Annotated in this window: 11 protein-coding genes, 1 tRNA gene, 1 rRNA gene and 1 pseudogene; 10 read left to right on the plus strand and 4 right to left on the minus strand. The window is 47.8% G+C overall.

The features are described from left to right. Together rrf and MZO40_RS06530 are read left to right on the plus strand one after the other, a co-directional pair. Window positions 1–117 (plus strand): 5S ribosomal RNA (gene rrf / locus MZO40_RS06525). A 95-nt stretch (window positions 118–212) separates the two neighbouring features. Then, window positions 213–285 (plus strand) — tRNA-Thr (locus MZO40_RS06530). Window positions 286–618: 333 nt separating this feature from the next. Here MZO40_RS06530 and MZO40_RS06535 read toward each other — a convergent pair. Then, window positions 619–1,517, minus strand: a pseudogene (locus tag MZO40_RS06535) (LysR family transcriptional regulator). A 118-nt stretch (window positions 1,518–1,635) separates the two neighbouring features. Between MZO40_RS06535 and MZO40_RS06540 the strand changes: the two are divergent. Beyond that, window positions 1,636–2,502 (plus strand): aldo/keto reductase, encoded by an 867-nt coding sequence (locus MZO40_RS06540; protein ID WP_252133202.1) that lies wholly within the window; start codon window positions 1,636–1,638, stop codon window positions 2,500–2,502. Between the two features lie 12 nt (window positions 2,503–2,514). After that, complete coding sequence (locus tag MZO40_RS06545) at window positions 2,515–3,387, plus strand: aldo/keto reductase (RefSeq protein ID WP_105961130.1); 873 nt, start codon at window positions 2,515–2,517, stop codon at window positions 3,385–3,387. Window positions 3,388–3,566: 179 nt separating this feature from the next. On the opposite strand, the gene MZO40_RS06550 is transcribed toward MZO40_RS06545, so the two are convergent. Both MZO40_RS06550 and MZO40_RS06555 read right to left on the minus strand, forming a co-directional pair. After that, a complete protein-coding gene (locus MZO40_RS06550) occupies window positions 3,567–4,016 on the minus strand; it encodes a MarR family winged helix-turn-helix transcriptional regulator (RefSeq protein ID WP_050337678.1) in 450 nt (149 codons plus the stop codon). 329 nt (window positions 4,017–4,345) lie between these two features. Beyond that, the gene (locus tag MZO40_RS06555; protein WP_122217633.1) at window positions 4,346–5,779 is read right to left on the minus strand and encodes an APC family permease; all 1,434 of its coding nucleotides are present in this window, start codon (window positions 5,777–5,779) and stop codon (window positions 4,346–4,348) included. Window positions 5,780–5,999: 220 nt separating this feature from the next. Here MZO40_RS06555 and MZO40_RS06560 point away from each other — a divergent pair, with 220 nt between their 5' ends. The 4 genes from MZO40_RS06560 to MZO40_RS06575 all read left to right on the plus strand — a co-directional run bounded on the left by MZO40_RS06560 (window position 6,000) and on the right by MZO40_RS06575 (window position 13,696). Then, window positions 6,000–6,749 (plus strand): type I 3-dehydroquinate dehydratase, encoded by a 750-nt coding sequence (locus tag MZO40_RS06560; RefSeq protein WP_105961132.1) that lies wholly within the window; start codon window positions 6,000–6,002, stop codon window positions 6,747–6,749. Window positions 6,750–6,754: 5 nt separating this feature from the next. Further along, window positions 6,755–6,982 carry a hypothetical protein gene (locus MZO40_RS06565; protein WP_088770858.1) on the plus strand — a complete coding sequence of 76 codons (228 nt, stop codon included), beginning with the start codon at window positions 6,755–6,757 and terminating at the stop codon, window positions 6,980–6,982. 463 nt (window positions 6,983–7,445) lie between these two features. Further along, the gene (locus MZO40_RS06570; protein ID WP_396415498.1) at window positions 7,446–10,406 is read left to right on the plus strand and encodes a BspA family leucine-rich repeat surface protein; all 2,961 of its coding nucleotides are present in this window, start codon (window positions 7,446–7,448) and stop codon (window positions 10,404–10,406) included. Window positions 10,407–10,429: 23 nt separating this feature from the next. Beyond that, window positions 10,430–13,696: a bacterial Ig-like domain-containing protein gene (locus MZO40_RS06575; RefSeq protein WP_105961129.1), complete on the plus strand. Its 3,267-nt coding sequence runs from the start codon at window positions 10,430–10,432 to the stop codon at window positions 13,694–13,696. Between the two features lie 173 nt (window positions 13,697–13,869). Here MZO40_RS06575 and MZO40_RS06580 read toward each other — a convergent pair whose 3' ends face one another. Then, window positions 13,870–14,316 carry a flavodoxin gene (locus MZO40_RS06580; RefSeq protein ID WP_003639501.1) on the minus strand — a complete coding sequence of 149 codons (447 nt, stop codon included), beginning with the start codon at window positions 14,314–14,316 and terminating at the stop codon, window positions 13,870–13,872. Between the two features lie 229 nt (window positions 14,317–14,545). On the opposite strand from MZO40_RS06580, the gene MZO40_RS06585 reads away from it, so the two are divergent. Together MZO40_RS06585 and MZO40_RS06590 are read left to right on the plus strand one after the other, a co-directional pair. Continuing rightward, window positions 14,546–16,990 (plus strand): hypothetical protein, encoded by a 2,445-nt coding sequence (locus MZO40_RS06585; RefSeq protein WP_252133178.1) that lies wholly within the window; start codon window positions 14,546–14,548, stop codon window positions 16,988–16,990. 338 nt (window positions 16,991–17,328) lie between these two features. Then, window positions 17,329–17,901, plus strand: coding sequence for an NADPH-dependent F420 reductase (locus MZO40_RS06590; protein ID WP_252133179.1), 573 nt, complete (start codon window positions 17,329–17,331; stop codon window positions 17,899–17,901). Window positions 17,902–18,146 lie beyond the last annotated feature (245 nt).

The following is an 18,146-nucleotide window of genomic DNA, read 5'->3' on the forward strand; positions in this document are numbered from 1 at the left end:
TGTGGTGACGATGGCGAGAAGGATACACCTGTTCCCATGTCGAACACAGAAGTTAAGCTTCTTAGCGCCGAGAGTAGTTGGGGGATCGCTCCCTGCGAGGGTAGGACGTTGCCATGCAACCTAAGGAATCGTTAATTCGGTTCCTTTTTTTGTACCCAGAACCAAGGTTTGAATTTTGAATGGCTTTTGGTATACTGGAAAAGGTTCGTTATGCCGTTCTAGCTCAGCAGGTAGAGCACTTCCATGGTAAGGAAGAGGTCGGCAGTTCAAATCTGCTGAACGGCTTCAAGACATTTGTCGCCTGGCTAATCAAAAAAGCGGAAGCACTGGTCGTTGCTGACTGAACAGCAACGCTCACAGTACTTCCGCTTTTTTGAATTCATCATTTTTGAGGACATTCTGAAGGCATCTGAAGACCCAGGTATACCAGACGTACACGGACTGGTGCAACGTTTATGGGGAACGGTGTATGGATCTTAGCCGTAACTAGCGACGTATAACTTGATCTTAGTAATCGTACAAGTTCATGTGTCGCCTTTTAACGAAGCACTGAAAACGGGTTAGTTATCATTTAACAGGGATGAGTGGTCTCCACCTGGACATACAATCCTCGTCGCTTCATCGTTGTGGATGGCTGATGACAGCTGGCCAGGCGCCGCACTCAATTGGTTTAAGAGCGGTAACACATTGGCACGTTGACTAGTCAAATAACTCACGTAGATTGGCATATGCGCGCTTGTGTCGCTGATGGGAATGCCGACACGGTTGTCATCCTGTAAATCACGAACGGCGACGGTTGGATCCCACGGCGATAAGTTCGTACTAAAATACGGAAAGTCTGAATATTTCGTAATTTCTGCAAATGCCATACGTTCCGGTTGATATAGAAATTTGGCATTGGGAATGGCGGATTGAATCACTTGTTTCCAGGCGCCAATTGCGCTTAAAACGATAAAGCTCATGCCTTCCAGTTCATGAAACGTGATGCGCGACTGATTGGCTTGATACATAAATTTTTGCAAGTTCACGATTAGATTTTCGGTGCCAATAAAACGGGATTCAATGTCAGCGGTCAGCACTTCTTGATTAGAGAAAATCAGACTCGCTTGATGGTTGCGGAGATGGTCGGACAGTTGCGCCACCGTGATTAAATCTCGATTAACGGTTAAGTTGGCTGGCAATTGGTCGTTTAAGTGCGTCAGAAAAACCAGCGGGCCGGGGAGCGTCGTTTCAATCAGTAGGCGGTTCTGTGACTGTTCGTAATTCTGAATCTTGGTGATGAATGTTTGTTGATCCTGTAAGAGCTTTTCAGCTTCTTGCGCTGCCAGTTGGCCAGTTGCGGTGAGCGAGATGCGATTTGGCTGCCGATCAAACAGTTGGACGTTTAAATCTTGTTCGAGCTTCTGCATGCCACGGGTAATCGTCGGCTGGGTGACGTTCAATGCCGCTGCCGTTTTGGCTAAGGTCTGCTGTTTGGCAAACGTGACGAGTTCTTCTAATAGATAAGTTTCAATCATGGATTCAGGCCACCTTTAGTATACGTTACTTGTATACTAGTATGAATAAGTGGTAATTTTCAAGGATAATGTCTGCGTGTATGATAATTGATGTAATCAAGAGTAGAAAGGATGCATGATGATGATACCAACGACAACTTTGAATAACGGCGTTACAATGCCCCAACTAGGATTCGGTGTGTTTCAAGTGCCTGACTTAGACGACTGTGAAGCAGCAGTGACCGCTGCTTTGAAGGCCGGCTATCGACTGATTGATACGGCAACGGCTTATCAAAATGAAGAAGCAGTGGGACGAGCAATCAAAAAAAGTGGGCTCAAGCGCGAAGACCTGTTCATTACGTCCAAATTATGGGTTTCGGACTTCACTTATGAACGGGCGCAACGTGGGATTGACGCTTCGCTAAAACGACTGGGGTTAGATTACATGGACCTCTATCTGCTACATCAACCCTATGGTGATACAATGGGGGCATGGCGGGCATTCGAAGAAGCTTATCATGCCGGTAAGATTCGGGCGATTGGTGTTTCTAATTTTTATGCCGACCAGCTCAAAAATCTTGAATTGACGATGACCGTCCAACCAGCAGTCAACCAAATTGAAGTGAACCCGTGGTACCAACAGACCGACGAAGTTAACTTTAATCAGCATGAACAAGTTCGCGTCGAAGCCTGGGCCCCGTTTGCGGAAGGTAAGCACGATATTTTCAACCAGCCAACCATTCAAGCTATTGCTGAAGCCCATCATAAGACGACCGGTCAAGTTATCTTGCGGTGGCTCTTACAACGGGGCATTACGGTGATTCCGAAGTCGGTGCATCCGGAGCGTATGGCTGAAAACATGGCCGTCTTTGATTTTGAACTATCAACTAGTGAAATGGCGACTTTGGCGAGTCTCGATAAGGGTGTCAGTCAATTCTTTGATCATCGGGATCCAGTGACAATTGAACAGATTTTTGGCGCTAGTCTCAAGCAATTACACGAATAGGAGTGTGGATTAATGACAACTGAACAAAACCCAACAATTAAGTTAAACGATGGACGGGCCATTCCTGCCATCGGCTTTGGTACTTTTCAAATTCCGGACGACGGTTCAACTTATAATGCCGTCAAAGAGGCCCTCGAATTGGGCTACCGGCACATCGATACGGCCGTGGCTTACTTCAATGAAGATGAAGTTGGCCGCGCTATCAAGGATAGTGGGATTCCTCGTGATGAAATTTGGGTCACGAGTAAGCTATGGATTCAAGACTATGGCGAGGAGCCGGCTGCAAAAGCCATCGACCGGTCGCTTGAGAAATTAGGCTTGGATTATATCGACCTGTACTTGGTTCATCAACCTTATGGCGACGTTCCTGGCGCATGGCGGGCAATGGAAGCTGCCCAAAAAGCGGGTAAGTTGAAGTCGATTGGGGTTTCCAACATGACCCCCAAACTGTGGCAACAATTTGTCCCACAATTTGAGACGATTCCGGCGGTCAACCAAGTTGAATTTAACCCCTACACGCAGCAACGGCCGCTACGGGAATTATTGGCCAAACAAGATGTTAAAGTGGAAGCTTGGGCACCACTTGGTCAGGGAAATCAGGCGTTATTCAATGAACCAGTCATTCAACAGCTTGCACAGAAATACCACAAGGATGCTGGTCAAATTATTTTACGCTTTGAAAATCAAGAAGGCGTCATCGTCTTTCCGAAGTCTGTTCATGCAGCTCGTATTAAGAGCAATCGCGAGATCTTTGACTTTGAATTGACGGCTGCGGAGATGGATCAGTTGCGGGCGTTGGATACCGGCAAGGCCCGACATGATCCCGAGGCACCAGGTGTAGCAGAACGGTTATTAGGGGCATTCGACGTGCACGCTGACGATTAATTCAGCACAATATCAGAGTCACTACGATGATTGGACGGACTGGAATCATTTTCACGATGTTCGGTACGTTTATCAATCTGTCTGAAAATCGTTTGAAAAGATAATTAATCAACAATCACTAAGCGGTGTCCACTGACTTTATTTCGAGTCAGTGGGCACCGCTTTAGTTGTGAGATTGCTTATTCGGTCGTGGCCTGATTGACGACCTGGTCGTTGAAGTCTTCAAGAATGCCGAGCAGCGTCGTCACGCGCTGTGGTCCCAGCAGATTAGCCCATTGATTGGCGCTCTGACGCATCGTCGCGACGAGTTGTTGGTCGATTTCGCGACCACTGTCGGTGAGGAGGAGACTTTTCTGACGGCGGTCACTTGCATTGGCTTGCTGCTGAACGTAACCATAACTAAGTAACGCACTAATTTGGCGTGAGATGGCACTGCGTGAGACGTGGTGCCGGTGTGCAATATCCATTAAGAGCAGCGGCGCTTGGCTTTTGCCAATCTCATGCATAATTAAAAATGCGTCTAAGGTGAGGTGGTAGGTTGTCAGTAAAGCACTCAGCTCGGTGCTAAGGTAACGAGAAACGTTGGCGTAATCGCTGAGGAAGATGTCGAAAGAATCAGCGCTGGTCATCAATAAGGACCTCCTTTTGATCTGGATAATTGGTAAACGAAAATCAACTTGATGTCGTAATAATCATAACGCCAAATAGCCGAAAAGTGTTAAATTGTGAGCCGCAAATTGATTGGCACAAATTCAATTTGAGTTGTAATTGAAATTGGTTGCGTGGGGTGTCAGCTGATTGATGGTGAACAGAAAATCCCAGTACTGGTCATTGTTGCGGACCATTACTGGGATTTTGATGGATTAATTTTATTATGAAACGACGAATTATTGAGTACGTCAGTCAGTAAAACGAGGCCTCGTTTGGACCTAATAATCAATCAGATATTGACTGTCGGTTAAGCTTTGGTCCGGTGCCGCCGAGCAATCATCGGCAGGATCATGCCGAGCGCCACGAAGATGATTGGCGTCAAAATATTGAGGGTCAACTGGAACAGCCAACTGCTGGGGTTGTTAGCATAGGAAGTCTTGGGAACCATCCCTAAGATACAAGCAAACGCGGTGAATAGGAAGCACCAGGCACCGACTAGTCTACCGGCAACCGGGTTCTTGAGAAACTTGTAGTCACTCTTGAACTTGCTCAATTGCTTGTTGAGCAACATGTAGGCCAGGAAGACCCACAGATAGCGCATAGGCATGACGACTGAGTTGAGGTTCAGTAGCCAGTTGAACAATTCGTTCATGTTACCGATACCCAGGGCTGGAATAATAATCAGAATGCTGACGAGGACCCCAGTTAGAATGTAACCATTGACTGGCACGTCTTTTTTATTCATTTTGCTCAATTTCTTAGGAATAAATTCTGGATCGGCATCACCAAGCAAAATCTTCAGTGGTGCGTCGATCGAGAAGGCTAACGCAGAAATCTGAGCCAGTACATTGGCAATCGCATAGAGAATCAAGAATAAGTTTCCAACGTGGTAGAAGGCACCCAACCGTTGAAAGGCGTAGTAGGCACCGTTGGCCATTAAGTCAGCTGGAATGTGCTTGGAGTTGAATAAAATCCCCATCGCAAACGACCCCAGTAGGGCACAAACGGCCACCATGCCAGCGAGCACTAACATACCGAGTGGAAATTCCCGTCCCGGATTTTTCGTCTTGTTGACGTAGGGTGAAATCTTTTCAGAACCACCGACGGCAAAGACTAACATTGAAACGGTCGTGAAATACGTAAAGTCAAATTTAGGCAAGTAGGACTTGATTGAAAACATGTTCGGCGTTTGCACGGTTGCTTTGGTCATAAAGGGCGCTGACACGGCCAAAATAATGAACAGAATCGACATGATGAACATCCCGGTCCCAGCAACGCTCCCAATCCGTTTAAGCGTCGTTAAGCCTAATGAAGCAATCCAGAGGAAGAATAAAAAGAGCACTAAACAGATGGCTTGAACGACTAACGCGGGTGTCGTATTGACAAAATTCCCGTTGCCACGGAATAGCCAGCTAAAGGCGATTAAGATGCCTTGGGGCTTTTGTGCCAAATATGGAATATGAACGATCCAATAAGTCCAGGCGGCATAGTACGCGAGCCGTTTGGTACTAGTCGCACGAATCCATGACGAAACGCCCCCCTCAGCGTCTTTGAAAGTTGAACCAAGTTGGCCCACAATCAGGGTATACGGAATAAAATAAATAATCATGATCAGAATCCAAGACGTGACGACTGAAAGCCCTTGTAAGGCGAAGTTGTTAACAACGTTTCCAAGACCCCAGACCGCCACAAATGCAATTAGTGCAATGTTGGACCAACGAAGCTGTTTTTCATTTTCCATGATGAAACTCCTTTGCGGCTAAAGTATGCTTAATTGTAAGGCCAAATTGAAAACGATACCAGTATTAACAAGTTAATATTAAAAGCGCTTTACATTTTGGGATAAAAAATGAATTTTAGGTGTCAAAACGGGGAAAATTTGCTATTGTTAAGAGTGGATAATAAACTATTAACGACGGATGGCTCGGGCGGTCCGGATGATGATGAAAGCAGGAATAATCTTGAAAGAAGTTACGATTGGTGAGTTAGCGTTAACGACAGGTATGCCGAAAATTGGCGTAGTACTGGCGGGAGCGACGCGGGAGGACTTGATTCGCAAGGCGGGGCAGATTTTGACATCGGCCGCGCAAATCGTGGTGTGGCGATTGAATCCATATCAAGAGTTAGATAATCGGGCGGAACTCGTCAATACCGCCTCCCAATTGCAACAAGTCTTAGGGACGATTCCGTTGGTGGCGACGTTTACGATGGCAAATGACGCGGATGAATTGGCTGAATATTATCAGACTTATCAAACGCTGGTCAATAATCGGAGCGTGGCAGCCGTAGATGTCGACATTGCGATGGTCAACCAACCTGATTTTATGACGCTGACTCAGCAGATGCGAGCCAATAAGATTCGCCTGATTACTAGCCAGACGGTAACGCGCGCATCGACTACGGAATTAGTGACGACTTATCAAACATTGGCGGCCACTGGTGCGGATGTCGTCCGAGTCACCGTCGAAAGTCAAGATGCTCAGGACGTTTTGGCTTTGATGGCAGCGACTGAACAAGCGCATCGCCAGTTGGCCGTACCCGTGATTGCCACGGCGAGCGGGAAAATGGGCCGTTATAACGGCATCTGTGGCCAGTTGACGGGTTCAGCGGTGACATTTGGACACGTCGGGCACGTCGGTGACCAGAATCAGTTGACGGTCAGTCAAATCAAGCAAGCATTACAAATACTAGTCCCAATTGAAGGAGCGTGAAAGGCATGCAGTGGCGGTCATTTTGGCGACATACGCGTACAATTGTTGAAACCTTACTGATTTATTTCTTATTGATTCAGGGACCATATGATTTGTGGATCGGCAAAATTGGCTACCGGATTGGGTCTTATTTAATCGACATTGTCGGCATAACCGTGCTATTCATGGTGGTGGAACTCGGTTATAACGCGATTCGACAACACGTTTTGAAACGACGGTCGCAGAAGAAATAGCTGAGATTTGTGTTCAGTAGATGAAATAAACGTCGTCATCAGCAGGGAGCAAACTTGTTGGTGACGGCGTTTTTGTGTGCATTTTGATAGGAAACTAGTTGAGGTTGCTTCGGGAGAAATCTAGGTCAATTGAGATTTGTTGTTGGATTTTTGTTAAGCGATAGATGAGCGGCACAAACGAATCGTTGCACGATGCAAAAATTGTTCAGGTGAACAAAATAGTGGGGATATTAGCAATGGTGGGTGGAAAGTTAGTGTTCGGCTGGTTTTTGAGCCTGTCATTCTGTTGGCGAGATATTAAAATATTTTTGCGATAAACAACAATATTAATCAAGTTAGTAACAGCTTAATTAGAAATCTAATAATTAGTTGAGCTTTCTGAGGACGCCATGCTATAGTTAAAAACCGTAAATCGTGTATTGATTAAACACGATAATTAAATACAGTAAAAATACTTTATTTAATGCGATTAATGGTTATGTCAGTCAGGTTTTTAACAGAGAAATGGGGAATTCCTATCAATCGTCGTGAAATGAAAGTTAGTCGTTATAAAATGTATAAAAGTGGTAAATTGTGGTTATTTGCTGGTGTGACCTTATTGGCTGTCAATATCCAGCTAGTCAGTGTCCATGCGGATGAGGCAGTTGTTCAGTCAACCACTGAACAGGTCACTACGGAAGTCGCGCACACTAATTCGAACGCTGAACAGCCAGCTTTAGCTGTGGTGAACCCTCAAGCGGCCAAAGATGATAACGCTGACATGCGCGTTAGCGAAGTCGCGGATGTCGAGGGCGGTACTGCAGATAATACCGCAGTTGTTGAGAACACAGCTGTGAATGACGAGGCGGCTGTCAGCGCTCCTACTGATGTGGTGGCCAGTACCGACAGTAGTGCCGAAAATGCCGCGAATAGCGAGTCAGACACCGACATTGTCGATAAGGCAGATGTGAATGGGACAGACAATATCAGTGATGCGGCTAGTCGCGATATTGATGAAAATTCGGTTGCTGAGAGTGAACAGGTCGAAAACGTCTTGACTCCGGAAATAGATTCGCCGGTCAATCACCATCCTGAAGTGGTTGCCGAGACTGAACAAGTTCGAACGGACGCAGATGTCAACGATATGGCGACTGAACAACAAGCGGCGTTGACGATTGCTGATGCCGGACGAGCGGATAATCCAACGACTACCGGTAACTTTGGCGTCGATTGGGAGTTTGATGTGGCGACAGGCACGCTGACTCTGCACGGCGGCACGTTGAAGAACAGTTACGGTGACAATCCTTGGAAGCGCCAGACTTGGGCCTCGTCGATTAAAAAAATCTTCATTGCCGATCGGATTATCGCCGGAACGAATATGAACGGCCTGTTTTCCGAACTGACAACGGTTGAAAGCTATGAAGGTTTAGAAAAAATCGACACTAGTGCCGTGACGAATATGCAGTCGGTATTTAAGGGTAACTATGCAGTCAAATGGCTAGATCTCACTGCTTGGGATGTGAGCAATGTCACCACGATGGCCAACATGTTTATGGGTAGTTTCATGGGTACTGAACTTAATTATCTCAATTTAAGTGGTTGGAAGACCCATAACGTGACTGATATGCAAAATATGTTTTGGCACAACAAACAACTGCGTCTAATCCACGGCTTAACTGATTGGGATACCAGTCAAGTTGTCACGATGACCAATATGTTCGCTCACAGCGGTGTTCAGCACTTGGATCTATCTAATTTTGATTCGAGCAGTCTGGTTGAAATGGATGGCGCCTTTGGACAAATGGCCAACTTAGAAAGTATCGAGTTCGGAAGTAAGTTCACCACTGAACACGTCACCGATATGAACGGGCTGTTTGCGGACGATGAAAAGCTCAAATCGTTGGACCTATCTTATTTTAATATGAAAAACGTCGAAGCTAATTGGCAAATGTTAGCTGGTTTGACAAGTTTACAAACACTGGTGCTCGGACCGGGACTTGATTTCAGTCGCCACGGCAATCAACCGCTCGTCGATTTACCGGATGTTCCCAAGAATAACACCTATACGGGAAAGTGGGTCAATATTGATGATCCATCGCAAACACTAACGAGTACTGAATTGCTGGCCTTGTACGCTGGTAAATCAGCGCCAAAAGCAACCTTTGTGTGGGAGACGAAATCCGCAGCGTCGATTACGGCCAAAGATAGCGAAATTTTTGTTAATCAATCCTGGGACTGGTCGCAAAATGTGACGCAGCTAATCGATGCGAATGGGCAAAATGTCGATGTTAGCACGTTATTGAGCACCAATCCACAGGCGGTGTCAGTCAGTGGCGATACCGTCGACACGAGCAAACCGGGGACTTATCAGGTGACGCTGACCTATGCTGGCCATCAAACGACTGTAACGGTCACCGTTAAAGAGAATCAAAGTCAACTGAATCTTCAAGCGAGTGACGTGACGGTTGAAATCGATTCGTCAACGGGAACCGCCGTGTGGCAACCACAAGATAATTTTACCAATGCCACCGATTCGGATGGCCAGTCAGTTGATTGGTCAGGCATCACGGTCAGTGGAACCCCAGACTTAACCACAGCCGGCAGCTATGAAGTGGTCTATCAATTCACGGATATGACTGGGCAATTGGTCAGTGCCACGGTGACCGTGACGGTGGTTGAAAATGAGGCTGATACGGGTGACGGGGACGGCGAGGAGCATGGTGAACCAGAAGTGCCAGGAGAACCCGAAGAGCCGGAAGTACCGGGGGAACCAGGGGAACCAGAAGAACCAGATCAACCAGGGCAACCGGGAGAACCGGAAGAACCAAAAGAACCGGAAGAGCCAGAAGTGCCGGGAGAACCAGAAGAACCAGAAACGCCGGAAGAACCGGAAAAACCAGAGCAACCAGGGAAACCGGAAGAACCGAAAGAACCGGAAGAGCCAGAAGTACCTGGAAAACCAGGGCAACCGGGAGAGCCAGGTGAACCAGAAGCTCCGGAACACCCAGAAGTACCAGAGCGTCCTGAAATGCCAGAACATCCTGAAGTTCCAGAACGGCCAGAAGCACCAACGCAGCCGTCCCAACCAAGTGGGCCAACTGCTGACACCGATGCGGGACATCAAGAATCAATACGGCAACGACCGAACGTTACCGGACCTAGTTTAGCGACTACAAGCGGTCTGAACAGGGATGCTAGTCAGAAGATTTCGTCCGAACAAGTTGATCAGCAACGGGAAAAATCTGCTTTGGTGCGTTCAGACCAGGAGACTGCAGTCGTAACCCCGCTACAGGAACGGGTTACAACGGATGCAATTCGAACAACTGCGAGTGAAAGCTTGCCGCAAACAGGTGAACAGTCTAACCACCTTGGATTGATGGGATTAATGATCTTGATGGCGACGGGTTTGGCGAGTGTACTGGGAATTAAACGTCGGCGAGGCTAATTAGATTAAGGAGTGGATGACAAATGAGAGAACAAGCAAAATGGTATAAAATGTACAAAAGTGGTAAAATTTGGGTATTTGCTGGAATAACGCTGATTACCTTAAACCTGACCATGATTAATGGGCGCGCGGATGACACTAATGTGGCCCCGGTGACGGATTCTGCAGCCCAAGTTTTACCAACCGAGCAGCAACCCGAGCTGACACTGAACAAGACTGAACAAACATCTGGCGATAATGCAGCCAGAGCAGAAATCAGTGATGCACCGGCAAGTGCTGAAGCCGTGACAACCGACTCACAAGCGGCGGACACTGTCCAGGAATCCATGGTGGCAGCGCCCGCTGAAAGTCATGCTGATGCTTCAGTGCAAGTTTCTACTGAACAACCAAATCAGTCAGTGGTTTCCGACCAAGGTGTTGAAGCTCCCGCTGCAGATGGACAACTGCCTGTTGAGCCAGTGCCGGATGTTGTGGTCGATCATGATAGTTCATCAGTACACTCTGATTCAGGACAAGTTGCGGATCATGAGGCTGATGAAGCGACTGAGATACCAGAGAGTTTGCTTGTTGGCCCCGATGTCACTGCAACGGCCAATGAACAACCTGTGTTAACGGAATCAAAAGACATGGTGCGTCGCCAGGAACCACGTGCTAACGAATTAGAACGTGGCATTCAAGACACGCGAAGAACAGAAGTAACAGGTAACATTGGTGTTAACTGGTGGTTTGATGGTGAAACCGGCGTGTTATCACTAGGTGGGGGAAAACTAAAGCCGTGGCATAGTATGAGCAGCCCTTGGGAATGGTATACGTGGTTTGAACAAGTAACTAAAGTGGTTATCACGGATACGATAGTTGCGGATAAAAATATGGCTGGACTGTTTTCCGACTTAAAAAATGTGAAAAGCTATGTTGGCTTGGATAAAATTGATACCAGTGAGGTTGTCAGCATGCGGGGACTCTTTATGGACAATCTAAATTTGACGACCTTAGACCTGAGCAGCTGGAATACAAGCAAACTTGAAGAGATGAGACTGATATTTGGAGTCGCAATTTATGATAGGCCTAAATTTTCTAAGTTGACGAGTATCAACTTAGCTGGTTGGGATACGAGCCATGTGACTGATCTATCCGGTGCGTTTTTATACTGCGGTAGCCTCAGAACAGTGATTGGATTGGAACAATTTAATACTGAAAAAGTCACAGATATGACCGCCGTGTTTTATGGTACAGCATTCAGCAGTTTGGATGTCTCTAATTTTTCTAGTGAAAGTTTGACAGAAATGTTGTGGATGTTCGGTGGAATGCGTAATGTGACAAGTATCAAACTTGGTTCCAAGTTTGACGCAGCATTAGTTCAGAATTTCCGTGCTTTATTTGTGTATAGTCCCAAATTAGAAGTGTTGGATATTTCCGGTCTAGACATGTCACGGGTTACAGAGAACAATGGTATGTTTCTGGGTGATTTTAGTCTTAAAAAGCTAACGCTAGGTCCCAACACTAATTTATCTAAACTTCTCGAGGCGCCTTCAGTTGGTTTACCCGGCCCCTATCTGTCCGAAAAATATAGCGGCCGTTGGGTCAACCTTGACGACCCAAATGACACTTTGACCACTCAAGAGCTGATTGCGCGCTACTCCGGCAACGGTGCCGCTATGGCGACGTACATCTGGGAGGCCAATCGGACGGTCATCGACTTACATGATGTGACCATCGATGCCGGTGATGACTGGAATTGGTCTCACAGTATCGACGGGCTAGTTGACCAGTTTGGCAATCCGGTCGATGTGCAAGCGCTGTATGCCGCCAATCCCAAGGCGGTCAAACTGCGCGGGGACCGCGTGAATACGAAACGTCCAGGAACTTATCAAGTGACGTTTAAGTACGCGGGGAAAACGGTGACGGCTTTGGTGATCGTCAAAGCCGACCAGACTAGTCTGAACGTTCATGATACCGATTTGCACGCCGGTGGGACTTGGCAACCACAGGATGCGTTTGACGGCGCAACGGACAAGGATGGTCAGCCGATTGATTTTAGCAACGTCACGGTGACTGGCGACGTCAACCCGGCAGTACCCGGGGAGTATCAAGTGACCTACACGGTTGGCAATCAGAGTCAGACCATCACGGTGACAGTCAAAGAAAATCAGGCAAGTTTGAATCTTCACCAACACCACGTGACGGTGCATACTGATGGGCAGGGTGGCAGTACTTGGCAGCCACAAACCAACTTTCATAATGCGACGGATGTTGACGGGCAGCCCGTTGACTGGTCCGCAATCGAAGTTATCGGAATGCCTGATTGGACGACTGCTGGCGACTATCAAGTCACATATCAGTTTAAAAATCAGCATGGCAAATTAGTTGCGGCAACGGTAACGATTACCGTCGTGATTGAAGAAGATGACGAACAGGGTGATTCACAGAGCGCACTCCAAGTTCAAGATTCAACGCTGCAAGTTGGCGATACCTGGCAGCCGGAAGCAAACGTCGTCGTTGTGACGGACGTCAATGGCGACACCGTACCGTTTGATGAACTGCTGGTGACCGGAACCGTGGATACCACGAAGGCCGGCGTCTACGAAATCACCTACCAATATACCGATGCGAGCGGTAAAGTATTTACCGAAGTCGTGACGGTGACGGTCGTCGAAGCTGACGATGGTGATGCGAACGGTGAGCAGCCGGATGACGGTGATGACACGGATGAATCTGAACAACCTGGCGACGGTGATGTCAACGAACCGGATGAATCGGAACAGCCGGATGCCGGAGAACAGCCAGCTCAGCCGGACGATGGCGATGATACTGACGGTTCTGATGAACAAGGCCAATCTGGTAATGGCAGTCAGACTGAACAACCTAGTGAACAACCACAAGCTGGTGACACGGGTAGCCATGGTAAGCCGGGCGTAGGTAACACCGGCAAACCGGGTACTTTAGGCGCTAATAATCAGGGGACTAATGGTAAGGTCCCAGGCAAAACTGGTGTCAATCATGGTTCAAACGATCATTCGAGCGATGTTAACGGTGCAACTCAAACGGTTCTTGCTGATTTATCAGCAGGAACGGATGGGCAATCACGCCCCGGCATGAATGTTCGCGACCAAACAACGAAGCAACTTGGCCAAGCTTCACCATCCAGCTCTGTTCAGCCAGCTTCTGCTAAAATCGGAGCGGATTACTTACCACAAACGAGTGAACAAGCAAGCCATTCCGGTGTCTGGGGTGCCTTACTGCTGGGCTTGACGGTATGTGGTGGCTGGTTGGGATTACGCCGCAAACAGTAGGTCGCATCACTAACTTGGCCAATAACACGTTAGAATTTTCAAATGGGCCAGCTAGTAAGTGGACTAACTGTGTACGAACAGTCTTCGTGAGTACCAGGTGACAATTCCCAAGCCACACAAAAACAGGTCGCAGTTTCCAATCGGAAGCTGCGGCCTGTTTCGTTTGTTAAAAATTATTGCACCTTGGCAACTAGTTGTTCAGTGAACGCATCCAGTGCCTTGACGTCATCCGCTTCAGGAGCAAGGTTAACGAACACATCCTTGGCCCCCTGAGTCGCGCCAGCTTTTTTGAACGCCTGACTGAAATCGGTGACGGCTTTACAGTAATCGTCATCGTAGAACGTATCTCCGGAACCGGCGCAACCGTAGATTTTGCCGGTCAAATCGAGATCTTGTAAGTCTTCGTAGAAATCGAGCCCTTCTTCAGGGAGCGCGCCTTCATCGTAGGTATAAGGGACCACGACGCAAATATCGACATCGTTGAATTCCGTGGCGTCGGCTTGCGAGATTTCTTCTTTGGCAACATCGACTCCAAGTTTTTCAAATTTTTCAGTAATAATATCGGCAACGTCCTCATTATTACCGGTAATTGTGGCAAAAATAACTTTAGCAGTGGCCATGTGAACTCCTCGCTTTCAAATATCTTGATAAGCTGATTATAGCAGAGTTTTCATGTGAAATTAAGGTATTGCGGCGTTATTCACAAAACCAGTTGGTCGAGTGTTTCTCAGCAGTGAATTCCATGCTATAATTTAACTATTAATGGTTATTTTACCGAAAATAAATTAATTTTTGGTCGGCGCTTAACCAGAGACTGAATAAATTATAAATTGGCGAGGAGCGTTGGTTTTGTCTAAAAAGAAGAAAAAAGAAGGGTTGGGTAGACGGCTGTGGAATTCCATTACGGAGCCGATTCCTGACGACGATAACGATGAACAAGATAGTGAACAAATTCCTTTAGCCTACGATCTAAAGGATTCAGCGGCGGCAAAATCAGACGATCCCGAAGCAAAATCAACGGTCAACATCCCTCGTTCTAAGGCGGATGCCGAGGATAGTAAACAACCCGTTGATGCAGTGATCGAACCTGAAAAAGTGGCTAAAAAAGCACAGCAGCATGGGGACACTAAAGCGGCCGCTACAAGCAAAGCAAGTTCGACAGCCGCTAAGTCAGACAAGGCCGACAAAGCGGACACGGCCAAGCATGCGGCAACTAGCGCGACCATGTCGAAGGATGCGCAACGGCGAGCACAAGCGGCCAAACAAGCTGCGAGTCAGACCAAGCAAGGCGCTAATTCAGCTGAATCAGCCAAAACAGCAGGTTCGGCTGCGAAGGCGACCACTAAGCATGCTAAGGACGAAACGTCGCAAGCAACTAAGGTGACGCAATCACAGCCGGCTGCAGCGAAGAATGCCCAATCAGCAAAAGCTGCCACTAGCCAGGCAACATCCGCGGACCAACAGTCGGCAGAACCGACGACCCGAACGGCTAAGCACGCGGCACAAGCCAAGTCTGCGGCTCAGGGGAGTCAATCAGCGGCTGCGGAGACACCAGCTAGCCAAGCAACGAATCAGCAAGCGACGGGCAGCCAATCAGGCTCACAAGCCGGCGATACGACGGCAGAACCGATGACCCGGACGGCTCGGCATGCACGGCAAGCTGCAGCTAAACGGAGCCAACAAAAGACAGAAAATTCGGCAACCAGCCAAGCTGCTACTAGTTGGGCAACCGCTAAGTCAACCAGTGACTCAGCAGCAACTTCTACGAACGCATCCAAGCAAGGCGCAAAGGCGGCTGCGGCTCAATCAGCCACTGCTCAGGGTGCGGCTGCCAAATCGGCTGCCACATCAACCGCGGCCAAGTCGACTGGTTCACAGGCCCAGACTTCGGCTGCATCGAAGGCGAACTCGGCAGCTTCAACCAAAGCCGAGGGGCAATCGTCCCAAGCGAACAAGGCTAAGTTGGCGGCAACACAAGCGACAACCGCTAACACGACACAAGCGAAGTCTGAAGCCCCACAACAACCAAAAGTTGCGCGGCGGATTCCTGCCGATCACATCCCACCGGTTGCGCGTAAGCAACAGCCGAAGATTGCGGTCAAGGGGACGGAACAGCCTGAAGATGAGGCACAACCAGAATTACCACTGTCACGTGAAGAATTATATGGGGACCAACAACCAAATGGCGGGAAGCAACCTAAAAAGACGAGTATGTCGCGGGTCGCTCGTCATGAAGAACACGTCACGGCTGATGACTTGGAAGCTGAGAATCAGGACGCATCCAGACTTGAAAACGATGACCAAAATCCACATCTGAAGCGGAAATCCCGGCATTACAACTGGAAACTGATGTTGACCGGGGTGGCTATCTTAGTGGTCGCTGCAGGTGGTGCTTTATTCATGTGGAACCATGCGCAAACGACGCAGGCCGAAGCACGGACTAGTGCCGAACGGATCGTCGACCAAGTTTACACGTCATCAGCGCAACGTGATTTACGCAATAGTGCAACGAGTGCGACATTGGCGAAGTTACAAACTAATATTGATAATATGAAGGATTCGAGCGAGAAGACGAGCTTGCAGAAGCAACATGACACTGCAGCCAAAATGCTCAAGGTCCGGACGAACTATCAAGATTTGCGTAATGCTCAAGGGCGTATCAAGGCGGATGTCACCATGGATACGATCACCAAGAATCAGCAACGGTTAACCAGTACTGGTTTGACGACAAACAAGGCTTATTTTGCTAAGAAGTACGATAAGTTGTTTGAAAAGACCGGTAAGACCGTCAAAAAGGTGGTCAGCTATGACACTGCCTTCCAGAAACTCTATAACAAGAAGAACAAGTTGAAGGCTTCGACCCCGTCAACAACGGTTGATAAAGTGGTCGCAAACTTAAAGGCCTACCGCAAAAAATCACAGTTAGCCGAAAACGACTACGTGAAGTTAGTGGCTGATCGTAAGAAGTTGGCGAAGGCTAACAAGGCATCCGCATCATCTTCAAGCTCCAGCACCTATAGCTACAGTTACAGCGAACCAGAATCATCCTCGAGTTCTTCGTCGTCAGTTTATAGCGACAGTAGCTCATCGGACGATACCTATAGTTATAGTAATGATACGGATACGAGTTCGGCAACTTCCAGCTCAAAGGCTTCTAGCTATAGCTATAGTTACAGCGCGGCCGATAATAGCAGTTCGACGACTGACTATGGCACCACGTCGTCATCAAGCACTACTGGAACGAGTTCAAGTACCGCTTCGACCACGTATGGTGATGGAACGGGCACTAATTAAGTTGACTAGTTCGATCCACAATTAAACACGCACGACTGAGACACTTGTCTTTAGTCATCAGTTACGTTGATTAAACGTCTCGTGACCACCCGTCAACAATTTTGTGACGGGCGGTCGCGAGGCGTTTTTGCTTAAATGATGACGGCTGTTCATTTTGACTGCTGATACTTATCTGGGTGCGCAATGACGCCTGAACTACTGCAGAAATGATTCAACCAACTAAGCAGCTATCCAGGTGATTGGAACGGCAGAAGCATGATTCCCCTATCGGAAGATAATTAATGCTATGATAATCGTACTGAAATATTTATTAAAAATAATATGGGAGTGGATAGACGATGCAAATTACAATTTTTGGTAAGGGTAATATGGGACAAGCTATTGGGCACAACTTTGAAGCAGCTGGTCAAACGGTGACTTATTACAGTTCTAAAGATCAAGCGACGACATTTGGTGACCTGATCGTAATGGCAGTGCCATACCCAGCCCTAGCAGCCCTTGCAAAGCAGTATGCGACTGAATTGAAGGGTAAAATCGTCATTGATATTACGAATCCATTGAACTTTGATACTTGGGACAGCCTGGTGGTGCCTGCCGATAGTTCTGCGGCGCAGGAGCTGCAGAAGCAATTGCCTGACAGCAAGGTGCTCAAAGCGTTCAACACGACCTTCGCTGCCACCTTGCAAAGTGGACAGGTCAATGGCAAAGAATCCACGACCGTGCTAGTTGCCGGTGATGATGACGATGCCAAACACCAATTAGCACAAGCGTTAGCCGGAAGCCCGCTACAAGTCAAGGACGCCGGTAAGCTCAAGCGCGCTCGTGAATTGGAAGCAGTTGGCTTCTTGCAGATGACGTTAGCAGCTAGTGAACAAATTGGCTGGGACGGCGGCTTTGCGGTCATCAAGTAGCATCAGTGCATCAGCGACGACCAGGTCGAATGGTGTTGGACGTGTTAAATCAGCCGTTCAGCTTTGGGCTTAAATTTGATTAGGTCAAGGGCTGACCTTTGAGATGCTTTAACAGGTAGTGGGGCGGTAATCCGGACCTAGCTACCTGTTTTTTGATACTCAAAATGGTGGCGGAATTAGTGCACTAGCCATGAATATGAGGCAAACACGACATTAGACACAACAAGTCGTGTTCAGTTTGAACT

The sequence above is a fragment of the Lactiplantibacillus sp. B652 genome, assembly GCF_023806745.1.
GTDB classification, from domain to species: Bacteria; Bacillota; Bacilli; order Lactobacillales; family Lactobacillaceae; genus Lactiplantibacillus; species Lactiplantibacillus pentosus.